Annotated in this window: 11 protein-coding genes and 3 rRNA genes; 7 read left to right on the top strand and 7 right to left on the bottom strand. The window is 68.1% G+C overall.

Annotated features, from left to right (window positions below):
- Window positions 1–36: 36 nt before the first annotated feature.
- The 3 genes from HUT06_RS31430 to HUT06_RS31420 are packed head-to-tail and all read right to left on the bottom strand — an operon-like array spanning window position 37 to window position 1,160.
- Window positions 37–546, bottom strand: coding sequence for a DUF1360 domain-containing protein (locus HUT06_RS31430; RefSeq protein ID WP_176199009.1), 510 nt, complete (start codon window positions 544–546; stop codon window positions 37–39).
- Window positions 543–902: a VOC family protein gene (locus tag HUT06_RS31425; RefSeq protein ID WP_176199008.1), complete on the bottom strand. Its 360-nt coding sequence runs from the start codon at window positions 900–902 to the stop codon at window positions 543–545. The genes HUT06_RS31430 and HUT06_RS31425 overlap by 4 nt, the downstream gene beginning before the upstream one ends.
- Window positions 903–1,160, bottom strand: coding sequence for a Rho termination factor (locus HUT06_RS31420; RefSeq protein WP_176199007.1), 258 nt, complete (start codon window positions 1,158–1,160; stop codon window positions 903–905).
- Between the two features lie 65 nt (window positions 1,161–1,225).
- Here HUT06_RS31420 and HUT06_RS31415 point away from each other — a divergent pair, with 65 nt between their 5' ends.
- Window positions 1,226–4,465 carry a BTAD domain-containing putative transcriptional regulator gene (locus HUT06_RS31415; RefSeq protein ID WP_176199006.1) on the top strand — a complete coding sequence of 1,080 codons (3,240 nt, stop codon included), beginning with the start codon at window positions 1,226–1,228 and terminating at the stop codon, window positions 4,463–4,465.
- A 111-nt stretch (window positions 4,466–4,576) separates the two neighbouring features.
- On the opposite strand, the gene HUT06_RS31410 is transcribed toward HUT06_RS31415, so the two are convergent.
- Both HUT06_RS31410 and HUT06_RS31405 read right to left on the bottom strand, forming a co-directional pair.
- Complete coding sequence (locus HUT06_RS31410; RefSeq protein WP_254715480.1) at window positions 4,577–5,401, bottom strand: ABC transporter permease; 825 nt, start codon at window positions 5,399–5,401, stop codon at window positions 4,577–4,579.
- Window positions 5,398–6,369, bottom strand: coding sequence for an ATP-binding cassette domain-containing protein (locus HUT06_RS31405; RefSeq protein ID WP_176199005.1), 972 nt, complete (start codon window positions 6,367–6,369; stop codon window positions 5,398–5,400). Before HUT06_RS31405 ends, HUT06_RS31410 begins: the two co-directional genes overlap by 4 nt.
- A gap of 857 nt (window positions 6,370–7,226) precedes the next feature.
- Here HUT06_RS31405 and HUT06_RS31400 point away from each other — a divergent pair.
- From HUT06_RS31400 to rrf, 3 genes are all read left to right on the top strand, one after another.
- Window positions 7,227–8,745 (top strand): 16S ribosomal RNA (locus HUT06_RS31400).
- Window positions 8,746–9,148: 403 nt separating this feature from the next.
- Window positions 9,149–12,252, top strand: a 23S ribosomal RNA gene (locus HUT06_RS31395).
- A gap of 159 nt (window positions 12,253–12,411) precedes the next feature.
- Window positions 12,412–12,528, top strand: a 5S ribosomal RNA gene (gene rrf / locus HUT06_RS31390).
- Together the 16S, 23S and 5S rRNA genes form the textbook arrangement of a ribosomal RNA operon.
- Window positions 12,529–12,576: 48 nt before the next feature.
- On the opposite strand, the gene HUT06_RS31385 is transcribed toward rrf, so the two are convergent.
- Complete coding sequence (locus HUT06_RS31385) at window positions 12,577–13,392, bottom strand: phosphotransferase family protein (protein WP_176199004.1); 816 nt, start codon at window positions 13,390–13,392, stop codon at window positions 12,577–12,579.
- A 175-nt stretch (window positions 13,393–13,567) separates the two neighbouring features.
- Between HUT06_RS31385 and HUT06_RS31380 the strand changes: the two genes are divergently transcribed.
- Together HUT06_RS31380 and HUT06_RS31375 are read left to right on the top strand one after the other, a co-directional pair.
- Window positions 13,568–13,777 (top strand): DUF397 domain-containing protein, encoded by a 210-nt coding sequence (locus tag HUT06_RS31380; protein WP_176199003.1) that lies wholly within the window; start codon window positions 13,568–13,570, stop codon window positions 13,775–13,777.
- A gap of 281 nt (window positions 13,778–14,058) precedes the next feature.
- Window positions 14,059–14,409 carry a hypothetical protein gene (locus HUT06_RS31375; RefSeq protein ID WP_176199002.1) on the top strand — a complete coding sequence of 117 codons (351 nt, stop codon included), beginning with the start codon at window positions 14,059–14,061 and terminating at the stop codon, window positions 14,407–14,409.
- Window positions 14,410–14,415: 6 nt separating this feature from the next.
- Here the strand turns inward: HUT06_RS31375 and HUT06_RS31370 are convergent, their stop codons facing one another.
- The gene (locus HUT06_RS31370; RefSeq protein ID WP_176199001.1) at window positions 14,416–14,907 is read right to left on the bottom strand and encodes a DUF523 domain-containing protein; all 492 of its coding nucleotides are present in this window, start codon (window positions 14,905–14,907) and stop codon (window positions 14,416–14,418) included.
- A gap of 122 nt (window positions 14,908–15,029) precedes the next feature.
- On the opposite strand from HUT06_RS31370, the gene HUT06_RS31365 reads away from it, so the two are divergent.
- Window positions 15,030–16,250, top strand: coding sequence for a PP2C family protein-serine/threonine phosphatase (locus HUT06_RS31365; RefSeq protein ID WP_176199000.1), 1,221 nt, complete (start codon window positions 15,030–15,032; stop codon window positions 16,248–16,250).
- The last annotated feature ends 7 nt before the right edge of the window (window positions 16,251–16,257 follow it).

Raw genomic sequence — 16,257 nt, 5'->3', positions numbered from 1 at the left:
ACCCGTTGCAGCTGGGACAAACGTAAAGAAGTCCGGTCAGCCCTCAGCCGACTGCTGGAGGCGCGCGTAGGCGAGCTGCAGCCAGTCCGAGCCGGCGACCGCCGTCATGGTGACGCCCGCGAGACGGGTGGCCTCCGGGGCGAACACCAGGCCCGCCGCGTAGGCCGTCGCGACCCACTGGGCCGTGCAGAACGGGCAGGTGATCAGCTCCCCGACGGCGTGCCGGACGCCCCTGCCGCGCACCTCCTCCGCGACCTCGGACGGCCCGGCCGTCCCCGAGTAGCGGGTGAAGGGGGCGCGCAGCGGGCTCGTCACCGGGTCCTTGGCGATCAGCCGCGCGACCTTGTGCGTCGTGACCGTCATCAGCGCCAGGTCGGCGGCGCCGATGGCCGGCGGACGGTCGCGCAGCCGGCGGCCGATCAACGCCATCGCCGCCGTCGTGAGCGCGTACACGCCGAGCGTGCCGAGGTAGGAGCCGAGCGGGCGGTCCGCCCCGGCGGCGTACTCCTCCTTCTGCTTGCGCGCGGTGTCGACGACCGCGTTCATCGCTTCTCCTTCCGGGGGTCGACGATCAGGCAGAACTCGTTGCCCTGCGGGTCGGCGAGCACCGTGGTCGGCCAGCCGTCGTCCACGAAGGGCCCGCGGACGACGGTGGCGCCGAGCCCGGTGACGCGGGCGAGTTCCGCGCCCATGTCGGTGACGCGGAGGTCCGGGTGCATGCGGTTCTTGCCGGACTTCGGCTCGGGGACGCGCTGCAGCAGGATCATCGGGCCCCGCCCGGACGGGGCCGTCAGGTGGACGTACGGGGGGTCGTATCCGCCGCGGTCGTAGCCGAGGGCGGCGGCCCAGAAGTCGGCGAGCGCGTCGGGGTCGCGGCAGTCCAGCACGAAGACGAGTTCCATCTAGTGGTCGCGCAGCGCCTTGACCAGCTCCGACTTGTTCATCGAGGAGCGGCCCTGGATGCCGATCTCGCGGGCGCGGCCGAGCAGTTCGTCCTTCGTCCAGTCGTCGTAGGAGGGGTTCTTGCCGCCCTTGCGGCCGACGTTCTTCTTGCCGCGGTTCGCGGAGGCGTTCGCGATCCGCGCGGCCTTCTCCTTGCTCTCGCCCCGGTCGCGCAGCTTCTGGTACGTCTTCTCGTCCTTGATCTGTGCTCTAGGCATACGGAACGACTACCCGACACACGAAGTCCACACATCGGCGAGAATGGCACCCGGAAAGGGGACTCGTGCGCATCGGCATCCTGGGCCCGCTCGACGTGCGGGACGAGGCCGCCCGGCCCGTCGAGGTCGGCGGCCGGCGGCTGCGCGCCCTGCTCGTCCGGCTGGCCGCCGAGGGCGGTCGGCCCGTGTCCGCCGAGCGGCTGCTGGACGACCTGTGGGAGGGCGCCCCGCCCGGCGGCAACGCACTGCAGGCGCTCGTCTCCCGGCTGCGCGGCGTCGCCGGCCGGGACGTCGTCGAGCACGGGCCGGCCGGCTACCGGCTCGGCATCGACCCGGCGGAGGTCGACGCGGTCGCGTTCGAGCGCGGCGCCGCGGCGGCCCGCGCCGAGGGCGACCCGGCGCGGCGGGCGGCCGCGCTGCGGGCCGCGCTCGCGCTGTGGCGGGGCCCCGCCCTCGCCGACGTCGCCGACGCCGACTTCGCGTACCCGCTCGCCGCGCGGCTGGAGGAGCTGCGGGTCGCCGCCGTCGAGGACCGCGTCGAAGCGGAACTCGCCGCCGGCCTGCCCGTCCCGCCGGCCGCCGAGCTGGAGCCGCTCGCCGCCGCCAACCCGCTCCGCGAACGGCTGCGCGGGCAGCTCATGCGCGCGCTGTGCGCGGCGGGGCGGCAGGCCGAGGCGCTGGAGGTGTACGAGGAGACGCGGCGCGCGCTCGCCGACCGGCTCGGCGTCGACCCGTCCCCGGAGCTGGCCGCCGTCCACCTGTCGATCCTGCGGCGGGAAGCACCGGCTGCCGAGCCCGCGCCCGCCGCCGTCCCGGCCGTCCCCGCCGCCGCGCCCGCCCCCCGCACCAACCTGCCCGCGCAGCTCACCAGCTTCGTCGGCCGGGAGGAGGAGTCGCGGCGGGTCGGCAAGCTGCTCCGCGAGACCCGGCTCGTCACGCTCACCGGCCCCGGCGGCGCCGGCAAGACGCGGCTGGCCGGTGAGAGCGCCGCCGCGCTCGTCGACGAGATGCCGGACGGCGCCTGGTTCGTCCCGCTCGCCCCGGTCAGTGAACCCGGCGACGCCGTGCAGGCCGTGCTGTCGGCGCTCGGCGTCCCCGAGACCGTCCGGCCGGGCGAGACGCGGATGGCCGTGCGGCCCGTCGAGCGGCTCACCGACTTCCTCGCCGCCAAGCGGATGCTCATCGTGCTCGACAACTGCGAGCACCTCATCGACGCGGTCGCGCGGCTCGTCGACCACGTCCTCGCGCAGGCGCAGGGCGTCCGGATCCTCGCGACGAGCCGCGAACCCCTCGGCATCACCGGCGAGTCGCTGTGCCCCGTCCCGTCGCTGCCGCTGCCGGACGAGGACGCCGCCGACCCGGCCGCCGCGCTCGGCTACGCGTCGGTCCGGCTGTTCGCCGACCGCGCCGGCGCCGTCCGCCCCGGCTTCGCCGTCGACGCCGGCACCGCCGCCGACGTCGTCGCGATCTGCCGGGCGCTCGACGGCATCCCGCTCGCGATCGAGCTGGCCGCCGCCCGGCTGCGCTCCCTCACGCCCGGCCAGGTCGCGGCCCGGCTCGGCGACCGGTTCCGGCTGCTGGCCGGCGGCAGCCGCACCGCGCTGCCCCGGCACCGCACGCTGCGCGCCGTCGTCGACTGGAGCTGGGACCTGCTGGACGACGCCGAGCGCACCGTCCTGCGCCGGCTCTCCGTCTTCGCCGGCGGCGCCACCCCCGAGAGCGCCGGGCACGTGTGCGGCCTGGACGCCCCCGACGCCCCCGACCCGCACGACGTCATCGACGTCATCGCCGCCCTGGTCGACAAGTCGCTGGTGATGGCGGACGGCGACGCCGAGGTCCGCTACCGGCTGCTGGAGACCGTCCGCGTGTACGCGGGGGAGCGGCTGGAGCAGTCCGGCGAGGCCCGGCGCGTCCGGGACGCGCACGCCGGCTACCTCGTCGGCTTCGCCGAGCGCGCCGAGCCGGAGCTGCGCCGCCACGACCAGCTGCGCTGGGCCGAGCGGATCTCCGCCGAACGCGGCAACATCGCGGCGGCGTTCCGCCACGTGACCGAGACCGGCGACGTCGAGACCGGGCTGCGGCTGCTTGCGGCCCTGGTGTTCTTCTTCATCCTGCGCGACATGGAGACGGAGGCGGGCGGCTGGGCGGTCGCCGTGCACGCGATGGCCGGCGACACCCCGCCCCCCGGCCTGGAGGAGGAGCACGCGCTCTGCGTCATCTCGTCCCGCCTCATCACCGAGATGAAGAAGGAGGCCGGCCCGACAAGGGAGGCGCTGAACACCGCCCTGGAGGAGATCGCCTCCGTCATCCCCGACAGGCCGACGCATCCCATCCTGGCCCTCGCCCAGTGCGCGGCCAGCATCTTCAGCGGCGACATGGAGACGATGCGACGGCGCCTGAACGACATCGACGACCATCCCGACCCGTGGCTCCGCGCCATCGTCCGCGTCTGCCTCGGGCACATGGCGATCCACACCGGGGAGATCGACGAGGCGGCCGCGGAGACCGCCGACGGCTACGCGCGGTTCCGGGAGATGGGCGACCGGTTCGGGATGATCGTCGCGCTGAGCGGGATGATGCAGGTCGCGCTGGCGCGCGGCGAGGCGGCCGAGGCCATCCGGCTCGGCGAGGAGGCGCACGGCTACGCCACCGCCCAGGTCAGCCCGGAGCAGGGCGCGGGGATCCTCATCCAGCTCGCCCGTGCGCGCGCCCGCCAGGGCGACGTCGAGGGCGCCCGCGCGGACCTCGACCGCGCCGTGGAGCAGACCGAGCGGGTCGGCGAGTTCGCCGAAGCGGCCGGCGCCTCCCTGCAACTGTGCGAGCTGTCCCTGCACGAAGGCGACCGGGACGCCGCACGCGCCCACGCCGAGCGCGCGCACAAGTGGGTCGAGGCGCGCGGCCACCGGCCCGACTTCGTGCAGACCGCCCGCCGGACCCACAGCCGCCTCGGCTGCCTCGCCGAGGAGGACGGCGACCTCGACCAGGCACGGCGCCGGCACTCCGAGGCGTTCCGCGACCTGCACGACGACGTCCTCATGGGCAACCCGACCGTGGCGTCGCTCATCGAGGGGCTGGCCGCCTACGCCGCCGCGCGCGGCGTCTTCGTCCGCGCCGCCGAACTGCTCGGCACCGCGCACACCCTGAACGGCTACCGCGACGACACCTCCTACGAGATCCGCCGGACGCTGCCCGCGGTGACCGGCGCCCTCGGCGACGACGCCTTTGCCGCCGCCTACGAGCGCGGCCGCCTGGTCACCCGCCAGGACGTCTTCGAGCAGAGCGCCGACCTCGTCGCGTCCATCTGAGTCGCGTCCATCTGACGGCCGCAGCCGGCCGCAGCCGGCCACCCCGGGGGACGCGTGCGCGCGCCATCCGGGGAGTGGTCCGGGGATGGCGCGCGCAGTGGTGGACGGGCGTCAGGCCCGCCGCGAGTACATGCGCATGGCGAGCGGGAACGTCGCCAGGGTGATCCCCGCCGCCCACGCGAGCGTGTACCAGACGTGGTTCCCGACCGGGCCGCCCACGGTCAGCGCCCGCACCGACGCGGCCAGGTGGGTGACCGGGTTGATGTCCGTCCACGCCTGCAGCCATCCCGGCATCGTGGCCGTGTTCGGGACGAGGATGTTGCTGCCGAACGTCAGCGGCATCACCCAGAGGAAGGACAGGCCCTGGACCGTGTCCGGCGACGGCGCGATCAGGCCGACCAGCACCGAGAACCAGCACACGGCCAGGTAGAACACGTACGCCAGCGCGAACGCCGCCACCACCGACAGCGGGTCGGTGTGGAACCGGAAGCCGAGGACCGACCCGAAGCCCACCAGCATCGTCATCACGGTGACGAACCGCGCCGTGTCCCCGAGGACCGTCCCGATGAGCGGCGCCGAACGGGCGATCGGCAGACTGCGGAACCGGTCGAACACGCCCTTGTGGATGTCCTCGTTCAGCGCCGTCCCGACGCCCATCGTCGCGAACATCGTCATCATCGCGACGAGGCCCGGCAGCAGCTCCTGCAGGTAGGCGTGCGTTCCGCCCGCCACCGCGCCGCCGAACACGTAGAGGAACAGCACCAGGAACACGATCGGCATGAGCGTCGTGTCCAGCAGCTTCTCCGGCGAGTGCCGCAACTGGGCGAGGTTGCGCCACGCCAGAGTCAGGCCGTGCCGCAGCGTCCGCCGCGGGCTGACGCGCGCGGGCGGCTCGGCCGCCGCGCGCGGCCGGGAGTCGACGGTCATCGTGGTCATGCCACGCTCCTTTCGAGTTCGAGGCCGGCCTCTTCGGCGAGGTGGCCGGTGAGTGTGAGGAACACCTCGTCGAGGCTCGGCATCCGCAGCGCCAGCTCGGCCGCCGTGATGGACGCCTCGTCCAGCCGCCGCACCAGCGCGGACAGCAGCCCGGGATCGTTCACCGGCGCCGTGACGAGCCCCGTCGCCTCCTGCACCTCGGGGCGCTCGCCGGTCAGCTCGGCCACGATCGCGGCGAGCTGGCCGGCGCGGTACGGCTCGGCCGCCCGCACCGCGAGCGTCTGCCGTCCGATCCGCCCCTTCAGCTCGTCGGACGTCCCCTCGGCGATGACCCGGCCGTGGTCGAACACCGCGATCCGGTCGGCGAGGGCGTCGGCCTCCTCCAGGTACTGCGTGGTCAGCAGCACCGTCGCGCCGTCGGCCACCACGGTCCGGACCGTCTCCCACACCTCGTTGCGGGCACGCGGGTCCAGCCCGGTCGTCGGCTCGTCCAGGAAGATGACCTCGGGATGGTTGATCAGGCTCGCCGCCAGGTCGAGCCGCCGGCGCATACCTCCCGAGTAGGTCTTCACGGCACGCGACGCGGCGTCGGTGAGCCGGAAGCGGTCGAGCAGCTGCCGGGCCCGCGCCTTCGCCTCCCGCCGGCCGAAGTCCAGCAGCCGCGCGATCATCACCAGGTTCTCGGTACCGGTCAGCTCCTCGTCCACCGACGCGTACTGCCCGGTCAACCCGATCTTCGCCCGGACGCGCGCGGCGTCCCCCGCCACGTCGTAGCCGCACACCTCGGCCCGTCCGGCATCCGGCTTGAGCAGCGTCGCCAGTACGCGGACGGCGGTGGTCTTGCCCGCGCCGTTGGGCCCGAGCACGCCGAGCACCGTGCCGCGGCGCGCCGCGATGTCCACACCGTCCAGCGCCTTCGTATCGCCGAATGTCTTGCGCAGCCCCTCTGCGCGGATCACTTCGTCCATCGGTCCTGCCTTTCGCCATGCGTCATCTGTGACGGTGACCACGGTGGGGGACGGCGCTGACGCGGCGCCGACATCGGCGCCCTGACACTGACGCGGCACTGACACGGGACTGATGTCGCCGCCGTGAACCCCAGGTGACCTGCGGGTTTCGTGCTTCGGCAGGAGGTGGAGTGCAGGCGGCCTCGGCTGAGTCCGGCGGCACGCGGGCGGCGGAGGGCGCGCAAAGCCCTTGTAGGCGGCGCGTTCAGCGGGTCGTGTCGATTTGACGGGGTGTCCGGGGCTGCCTAATGTCTGTCGTGCCCCAAGGGGATGCGGGACGCCGAGAGGCGGACGGCCCCGGGGGAAGCCGAAAGAGGAAAACGGTTCGCGGCTTGCTTCGAACCGAGGTACTCTCGAGTGGCAAGCCCGGACGGGATGCAGGACGCCGCGAGGTGGCCGGCCCGCAGGGCGACTCCTACGGATCGATCGTCGCCAGGCTCAGTGCCTGGGGGTGAGTCGTCGCCGCGGGGGGACTGGGAAGCCTCCGACCGTCAAAAAGATCTTCGCGGATCGACTTGACAGCGGGAGCGGAACAGGTAAGTTAGAAGGGTTGCCCCGGAGCCGGGGTCCGCGAGAGCGGGGTTCGGCGCGGTGGGTGTCCGTTTCTTGAGAACTCAACAGCGTGTTAAAAGCCAGTGCCTTTATCGGCTCGGTGCTCTCTTCGGGGAGTCCGGGTCGCCCCGTCGCCGTCAGCCCTTCCGGGTTGATGGTGGGGATTTCTTTGAGGCAATGCGCGACTCTTCGGAGTTGTGCTTTTGCTGGGATTTTCTTCGAGGTTTGGCCGGCTGGGGTTCGCCCCCCGGTTGGTCGTTTGGACCTTAATGGAGAGTTTGATCCTGGCTCAGGACGAACGCTGGCGGCGTGCTTAACACATGCAAGTCGAGCGGAAAGGCCCCTTCGGGGGTACTCGAGCGGCGAACGGGTGAGTAACACGTGAGCAACCTGCCCCTGACTCTGGGATAAGCCCGGGAAACTGGGTCTAATACCGGATATGACCGGCCTTCGCATGGAGTGCCGGTGGAAAGTTTTTCGGTTGGGGATGGGCTCGCGGCCTATCAGCTTGTTGGTGGGGTGATGGCCTACCAAGGCGACGACGGGTAACCGGCCTGAGAGGGCGACCGGTCACACTGGGACTGAGACACGGCCCAGACTCCTACGGGAGGCAGCAGTGGGGAATATTGCGCAATGGGCGGAAGCCTGACGCAGCGACGCCGCGTGGGGGATGACGGCCTTCGGGTTGTAAACCTCTTTCAGCAGGGACGAAGCTAACGTGACGGTACCTGCAGAAGAAGCGCCGGCTAACTACGTGCCAGCAGCCGCGGTAATACGTAGGGCGCAAGCGTTGTCCGGAATTATTGGGCGTAAAGAGCTCGTAGGCGGTTTGTCGCGTCTGTCGTGAAAGCCCACGGCTTAACCGTGGGTCTGCGGTGGATACGGGCAGACTAGAGGCAGGTAGGGGAGAATGGAATTCCCGGTGTAGCGGTGAAATGCGCAGATATCGGGAGGAACACCGGTGGCGAAGGCGGTTCTCTGGGCCTGTACTGACGCTGAGGAGCGAAAGCGTGGGGAGCGAACAGGATTAGATACCCTGGTAGTCCACGCCGTAAACGTTGGGCGCTAGGTGTGGGGTTCTTCCACGGATTCCGCGCCGTAGCTAACGCATTAAGCGCCCCGCCTGGGGAGTACGGCCGCAAGGCTAAAACTCAAAGGAATTGACGGGGGCCCGCACAAGCGGCGGAGCATGTTGCTTAATTCGACGCAACGCGAAGAACCTTACCAAGGCTTGACATCGCCGGAAATCCCGCAGAGATGCGGGGTCCTTTTTGGGCCGGTGACAGGTGGTGCATGGCTGTCGTCAGCTCGTGTCGTGAGATGTTGGGTTAAGTCCCGCAACGAGCGCAACCCTCGTTCCATGTTGCCAGCACGTAGTGGTGGGGACTCATGGGAGACCGCCGGGGTCAACTCGGAGGAAGGTGGGGATGACGTCAAGTCATCATGCCCCTTATGTCTTGGGCTGCAAACATGCTACAATGGCCGGTACAGAGGGCTGCGATACCGTGAGGTGGAGCGAATCCCTTAAAGCCGGTCTCAGTTCGGATCGAAGTCTGCAACTCGACTTCGTGAAGTCGGAGTCGCTAGTAATCGCAGATCAGCAACGCTGCGGTGAATACGTTCCCGGGCCTTGTACACACCGCCCGTCACGTCACGAAAGTCGGCAACACCCGAAGCCCGTGGCCCAACCAGCAATGGGGGGAGCGGTCGAAGGTGGGGCCGGCGATTGGGACGAAGTCGTAACAAGGTAGCCGTACCGGAAGGTGCGGCTGGATCACCTCCTTTCTAAGGAGCACACAACTGGCCGGGGCTGCTTCCTCTCGGGGAAGGCTCAGGTCGGTGGCTACTGTTGACAGCGAGTGTCTGTCAGGTGGCTGCTCATAGATGTGGAGCACTGGCTACTCAGCTCACCGCCCGTGTGAGCCGGCAAGTACCGCCCCTTCGGGGGAGTGGGAACGACGGTTTCGGGTGGGTGGGGGGTTGGACACGCTGTTGGGTCCTGAGGAAACGGGCTTTGCCCGGTGACCTCGGACTGCGGGACCAGACGCCGCTTCGCTCGCAATGAGCGTGGCGGCGCTGGTGGGCCCGGTTGTTTTTTGAGAACTGCACAGTGGACGCGAGCATCTCTGGCGAGAATGCGGTCTTTGGATCGTGTTCTTGTCTGCGATTTGTTTTGATCGTTTTGTGTGTTCAAGTTTTTAAGGGCATACGGTGGATGCCTTGGCATCAGGAGCCGATGAAGGACGTGGGAGCCTGCGATATGCCTCGGGGAGTCGGCAACCAGACTTTGATCCGGGGATTTCCGAATGGGGAAACCTGGCACCCGTCATGGGGTGTCGCCGCCTGCTGAATGTATAGGCAGGTTGGTGGGAACGCGGGGAAGTGAAACATCTCAGTACCCGCAGGAAGAGAAAACAATAGTGATTCCGTGAGTAGTGGTGAGCGAAAGCGGATTAGCCTAAACCGTGCGCGTGTGATAGCCGGCAGGTGTTGCGTGTGCGGGGTTGTGGGACCATCCTGATCTAGCTGCCGCTGGGTCGAAGAGTTACAAAATATCGTGGTAGTCGAACGGCATGGGAAGGCCGACCGTAGACGGTGAGAGTCCGGTAGACGAAACTGCGGTGTCTCTTGGGTGTGTTCCCGAGTAGCACGGGGCCCGTGAAATCCCGTGTGAATCTGCCACGACCACGTGGTAAGGCTGAATACTTCCTGGTGACCGATAGCGGACCAGTACCGTGAGGGAAAGGTGAAAAGTGCCCCGGTGAGGGGTCGTGAAATAGTACCTGAAACCGTGTGCCTACAAGCCGTCAGAGCGTCCTCAGGAGCTTGCTCCTGTTCGTGATGGCGTGCCTTTTGAAGAATGAGCCTGCGAGTTATGGTGTGTGGCGAGGTTAACCGGTGGCGGGTAGCCGTAGCGAAAGCGAGTCTGAATAGGGCGTTTGAGTCGCATGCTGTAGACCCGAAGCGGGGTGATCTAGCCATGGGCAGGGTGAAGCGCCGGTAAGACGGTGTGGAGGCCCGAACCCACCAGGGTTGAAAACCTGGGGGATGACCTGTGGTTAGGGGTGAAAGGCCAATCAAACTCCGTGATAGCTGGTTCTCCCCGAAATGCATTTAGGTGCAGCGTCGCGTGTTTCTTGCCGGAGGTAGAGCTACTGGATGGCTGATGGGCCCTACAAGGTTACTGACGTCAGCCAAACTCCGAATGCCGGTAAGTGAGAGCGTGGCAGTGAGACTGCGGGGGATAAGCTTCGTAGTCGAGAGGGAAACAGCCCAGATCATCGGCTAAGGCCCCTAAGCGTGTGCTAAGTGGGAAAGGATGTGGAGTTGCTGTGACAACCAGGAGGTTGGCTTAGAAGCAGCCATCCTTGAAAGAGTGCGTAATAGCTCACTGGTCAAGTGATTCCGCGCCGACAATGTAGCGGGGCTCAAGCACACCGCCGAAGCCGTGGCATTGACACGTTTGTGTTGATGGGTAGGGGAGCGTCCTGTAGCCGGTGAAGCCGCCGAGTGATCGAGTGGTGGAGGCTGCGGGAGTGAGAATGCAGGCATGAGTAGCGAGTCACACGTGAGAAACGTGTGCGCCGGATGACCAAGGGTTCCTGGGGCAGGCTAATCCGCCCAGGGTAAGTCGGGACCTAAGGCGAGGCCGACAGGCGTAGTCGATGGACAACGGGTTGATATTCCCGTACCCGCTGGTATGCGCCAACGCTGAACCCTCTGATGCTAAGACCCCGAATCCTGGTTGGGGCCTTCGGGCTTCTTCTGGGCCTAGCGGTCGACCCGAGGGGGTAGTAGGTGAGTGATGGGGTGACGCAGGAGGGTAGCTCAGCCCGGGCGATGGTTGTCCCGGGGTAAGGCTGTAGGGAGAGAGACAGGTAAATCCGTCTCTCGTGAATCCTGAGAGCTGATGCCGAGCCGTTTTAGGTGAAGTGAGTGATCCCATGCTGTCGAGAAAAGCCTCTAGCGAGTGTACTGGCGGCCCGTACCCTAAACCGACTCAGGTGGTCAGGTAGAGAATACCAAGGCGATCGGGTGAACTGTGGTTAAGGAACTCGGCAAATTGCCCCCGTAACTTTGGGAGAAGGGGGGCCTCGTCCGGTGAAGGAACGTGCTTCCGGAGCTGGGTGGGGTCGCAGAGGCCAGGGGGAAGCGACTGTTTACTAAAAACACAGGTCCGTGCGAAGTCGTAAGACGCTGTATACGGACTGACGCCTGCCCGGTGCCGGAACGTTAAGAGGACCGGTTAGATCTCTTCGGGGGTCGAAGCTGAGAATCTAAGCGCCGGTAAACGGCGGTGGTAACTATAACCATCCTAAGGTAGCGAAATTCCTTGTCGGGTAAGTTCCGACCTGCACGAATGGCGTAACGACTTCCCCGCTGTCTCAACCACAGGCCCGGCGAAATTGCAGTACGAGTAAAGATGCTCGTTTCGCGCAGCAGGACGGAAAGACCCCGGGACCTTCACTATAGCTTGGCATTGGCGCTTGGAGCGTCTTGTGTAGGATAGGTGGGAGACTGTGAAGCCGGCACGCCAGTGTCGGTGGAGTCGTTGGTGAAATACCACTCTGGTCGTTTTGAGCGTCTAACCCGCACCCGTGTATCCGGGTGGGGGACAGTGCCTGGTGGGTAGTTTAACTGGGGCGGTTGCCTCCTAAAGTGTAACGGAGGCGCCCAAAGGTTCCCTCAGCCTGGTTGGCAATCAGGTGGCGAGTGTAAGGGCACAAGGGAGCTTGACTGTGAGACGGACGTGTCGAGCAGGTGCGAAAGCAGGGCCTAGTGATCCGGCACCTACGTGTGGAAGTGGTGTCGCTCAACGGCTAAAAGGTACCCCGGGGATAACAGGCTGATCTTCCCCAAGAGTCCATATCGACGGGATGGTTTGGCACCTCGATGTCGGCTCGTCGCATCCTGGGGCTGGAGTAGGTCCCAAGGGTTGGGCTGTTCGCCCATTAAAGCGGCACGCGAGCTGGGTTTAGAACGTCGCGAGACAGTTCGGTCCCTATCCGCTGCGCGCGTAGGAGAATTGTGAGGGTCTGTCCCTAGTACGAGAGGACCGGGACGGACGGACCTCTGGTGTGCCAGTTGTCCCGCCAGGGGCACGGCTGGTTGGCTACGTTCGGTCGGGATAACCGCTGAAAGCATCTAAGCGGGAAGCCTTCCTCGAGATGAGTTCTCCCACTCCTTTGTGGGTGTAAGGCCCCCGGTAGACGACCGGGTTGATAGGCCGGAGATGGAAGCGCGGTAACGTGTGGAGTCGACCGGTACTAATAGGCCGAGTGGCTTGAACACACTGAACGTTCAAAGCGAGTCGCTGCTACGAGATTTTGTTCGCGTCCCTGTGTGGTTCTCAGGAAACAACCTGGAACCGCAGCACATAACTGAAGTATTCTGAGCCTGCCGGCTTGGACGTTGATTTGCTCACCCGTGTGCGGGTGGTGCGTTGAGACGTTCGGTGGTTTTGGCGAAGGGGAAACACCCGGTCCCATCCCGAACCCGGAAGTTAAGCCCTTCAGCGCCGATGGTACTGCATGGGAGACTGTGTGGGAGAGTAGGACGCCGCCGGACACATATTGCAGGAAGGCCCCGCCGTCACCGGCGGGGCCTTTCTCATTTCTAGCCCAGCAGTTCCAGGACTCTCGTCGCCTGGGAGATCAGGACGGGGGAGCCGTCCGTTGATCGGCCTTGGCCGCTGCCAAGGATCCGGAGCAGCCAGAAGAACGCGTGCAGGCGCCGGCAGTCCGCGAACCTCGAAGAGCCATGTTCCTCTGGCGCCACGTGCTCCAGTGCTCGGACGACGGCGGTGCCGCCGCGCTGCCGTACCGAGATGTGCTCGATCATCTCCGCCAGCTCGTAGGCGCGGTCGCTGCGGCCGGAGTACTCGAAATCGACCAGGCGCGCCTCGGAGCCGTCCCACAGGTAATTGGCCAGATTCCCATCCCCGGTTCCGAACACCGGCGTCCCCGGCTGGGAGAGGCGGGCGGCCAGATCAGGCCGTTGGAGCCACTGCGATCCCGCTGCCAGCGCCTTGGCGGCCAAGGGTGAGGCGTCGCCGCTCGATGCCTCAACGCACCATTCCGTCACCTGCTGGAGCAGCTCGGCCGGCCGGCCCGCGCGGGGTGGAAGCTCGGCCAGGGCCGTCCGTGGAATCGCCTCCTGGACATGGACGACGGTGCGTGCGACGGCGGCGGCATGCTCCGTGCCGACAGGGTCGGGCAGAGGCAGCCCAGGCAGGCGGGACATCACGACCACGGGAAGGACGGCGGAGAGGTCGGCGGACACTGGCGTGGGCGCTGTCCCGGGGGCGTGCTCGTCGAGGAGCTGCAAAGCAGTCCACTCCCGCTCCGGTTGCCGGTACTCCCATGACCGGTAGCGCTTGACCACCAGCTCCGTTCCGATCTCGAGCAGATGCGTGGTCGACTGGTCGCTCATGCCGTCCCCTTCGAGGCCGGGCCCAGGCTCCTCGCCCGCCGAGCGCGGCAGCCCGGACGGCGTGGTTTAAGTGACCCATCGGTCATACCGTTGATCAGCTTCGGGATGTCCTAAACCCGCTCTTCTGAATGGTTTGTTTAATGAGGGTAGGGGGTTCGGCAACCAGGGAGGGTCAATGGATCGGGTTCGTGCGGCGCGCGACGGCGCCACGTGGCGCAAGAGCTCCTGGAGCAACGGTTCGAGCAACTGTGTCGAGGTCGCTCACCTGCGTCCCGGCATCGGGATCCGGGACAGCAAGGCACCGGCCGGGGCCGTACTCGTCCTCGATGCGGAGCATTGGGCGACGTTCCTTTCGGCGGTCAAGGCGCGGCTGAACGCGACCTGAGCCGACTGGGAAGGCGGTAAGTCACCAGACGGGCGGCCCGGGGCATCGGCCGGGAAAGCGAATCCGGCCCTCCTCGTAATGGTCGTCGGTCGGTGCTCTTTGGCCCGGTGGTGATGCCTGCGGTATGTGGATGCCAGGTGCTCAGGCGAGCGCGTTGAAGACGGCTTCGGGGGCGCGTCCCGTCTCGTGTCGAGGTTCCTGGCGGTGTCGGCGATGTCGTCGGGCTTCAGGGGCCGTACCGCCATGTCGCCCAGACCGCCGGGCTGGGACGTGATCATCCGGTGGATGTCGCCTCGCTCGATGAGACCGCCGATCATCAGGGTCCCTGCGCAGACGCCGCGGTCGGCCAGGCCCGCGTGCTGGGTGACGGCATAGCTGCGGAGGGCGGCCGCGGAGACGGCCAGGCTGCCGAGCATCGGCATCGGCACGACCGAGCTGAGGCCGCCGGCGAACAGCGGCGCGCTCGTCCCGCGGAGGTCGCCGAGCGGTCCCTGGCCGACCTGGACCCGTGGAACGGGTTCGTCGCCTACGTCGAGGGGCTCTTCGAACTGCAGGCGCGGGACCGCGGGCTGAACGACGTGCGCGCCCGGCGGCTCCCCGACGACCAGGCCGTCGAGCAAGAGGCCGGCTGAGGCGGGTCAGGCTTCCAGTGTTGCCAGGTGGGCCTGGACGGCTTCCAGGTCGTTCTCGCTGAAGACGTCGATGCCGGCGCGCTGGAGCAGAGCGGTCGTCACGCCCGTGCCGGGGTGGTGCGCGCCCGTGAAGGTGCCGTTGTAGATCCGGTGGCTGCCGCAGGAGGGGCTGCCCTCCTTGAGCAGGGCGACGCGGGCGCCGGAGCGGCGGGCGGTGTCCAGGGCGAGGCGGGCGCCGCGGAGGAACTCCTCGGTCACGTCTTCGCCGGCGTCGGTGAGGATGCGGGCCGTGCCGTCGAGGACGTCGGCCCCGTCGCCGCCGACGATCTCGGCGGGTGGCCGCGGCACGGGCAGGCCGCCCGATACTTCGGGGCAGAAGGGGACGAGGCGGCCTTCAGTCCGCCACTGGTGGAAGAGGTCGTCCCCGACCGGCTTGGCCGCGCCGTCGTAGCGGACGCGCCGCCCCGCGAGGCACGAGCTGACCAGGATGCGTTCCATGGCGTCCAGCCTATGCCGGAGCCGTAGCGAAACGCTTCGCCATGATCTGCGTCACCTTTTGGATCGGTCCGCGGACCTCGGGTAATAGTTGCAGAACGTCAACTAACGAACATACGGGTGCAATGTTGGAGAACTCAGCGGGCACCGGGGACCGGGCCGCCCGCGAGCTGGAGCGGATCCGGGCGATCACCGATGAGGCGTTCGCCCTGATGGACGTGGACGAGTTCCTCGATGCGCTGCTCGACCGGCTGCGCCGGGTCCTGGACGTCGACACCGCCGTCGTGCTGCTGCTCGACCGGCAGCGGCGGTTTCTCGTGGCGGCGGCCGCGAAGGGCATCGAGGAGGAGGTCAGCCAGGCGGCGTACGTCCCGGTGGGGCAGGGGTTCGCCGGACGGGTCGCCGCGGAGCGGCGGGCCGTGTACATCCCGGACGTGCCGACCGGCGGCGTGTTCAATCCGCTGCTCGTGCAGCGGGGGCTGCGGTCCCTGCTCGGCGTGCCGCTCATCGGCGGCGGCACGCTGGTCGGCGTCCTGCACGTCGGTACGCTCATCCCGCGCCGGTTCACCGAGGACGAGACCGAGTTGCTGCGGCTCGCGGCCTCGCGCGCCGCGATGGCCGTGCAGTCGCTGACGAGCCGCGCCGAACGCGCCGGTGCCCGGGAGTTGCAGCGCAGCCTCGTACCGGCCGCGCTCCCCGACATCCCCGGCGCGGAGCTGACCGCGCGCTACCGGCCGGGCAAGGCCAGTGTCGGCGGGGACTGGTACGACGTGTTCACGCTCCCGTCCGGCGAGATCGGCATCGTGATGGGGGACGTGGCGGGGCACGGCCTCGGCGCCGCCGTCGTGATGGGGCGGATGCGCAGCGCGCTGCGGGCGTACGCGCTGGAGAGCACCGACCCGGCCGAGGTGCTGCGCAGGCTCGACCGGAAGATGCAGCACTTCGAGCCCGACGCGACGGCGACCGTGCTGTACGGCGTGTTCGACCCCGGCCTGCGGCGGGTGCTGCTGTCGTCGGCCGGGCACTGCCCGCCCGTCCTCGCGCTGCCCGGCGAGGCCGCGCGGCCCGTCGAGGCGAAGCCGGACGTGCTCATCGGCTTCGGGGACGACATGCCCCGCGAGACGATGGCCCTCGACCTCCCGCCGGGGGCGCTGCTGTGCTTCTACACCGACGGGCTGATCGAGCGGCGTGACGCGTCCCTGAACACCGGGATCGAGCGGTTGTGCCGCGCGGTGTCCGCGGGCCCGCCCGAGGACGTCGGCGCCGCGGTGATGGCGGCGCTGATCGGCCGCGAGCAGGCCGAGGACGATGTCGCGCTGCTGGTCATCCGCCGGTCGCCCGAGTGAGGGCGGG

Origin of the sequence: Actinomadura sp. NAK00032, from assembly GCF_013364275.1 — a bacterium.
Taxonomy (GTDB): Bacteria; Actinomycetota; Actinomycetes; order Streptosporangiales; family Streptosporangiaceae; genus Spirillospora.
Note: the sequence above shows the minus strand (reverse complement) of the source record. Positions and strands in the feature narration are given on the sequence as shown.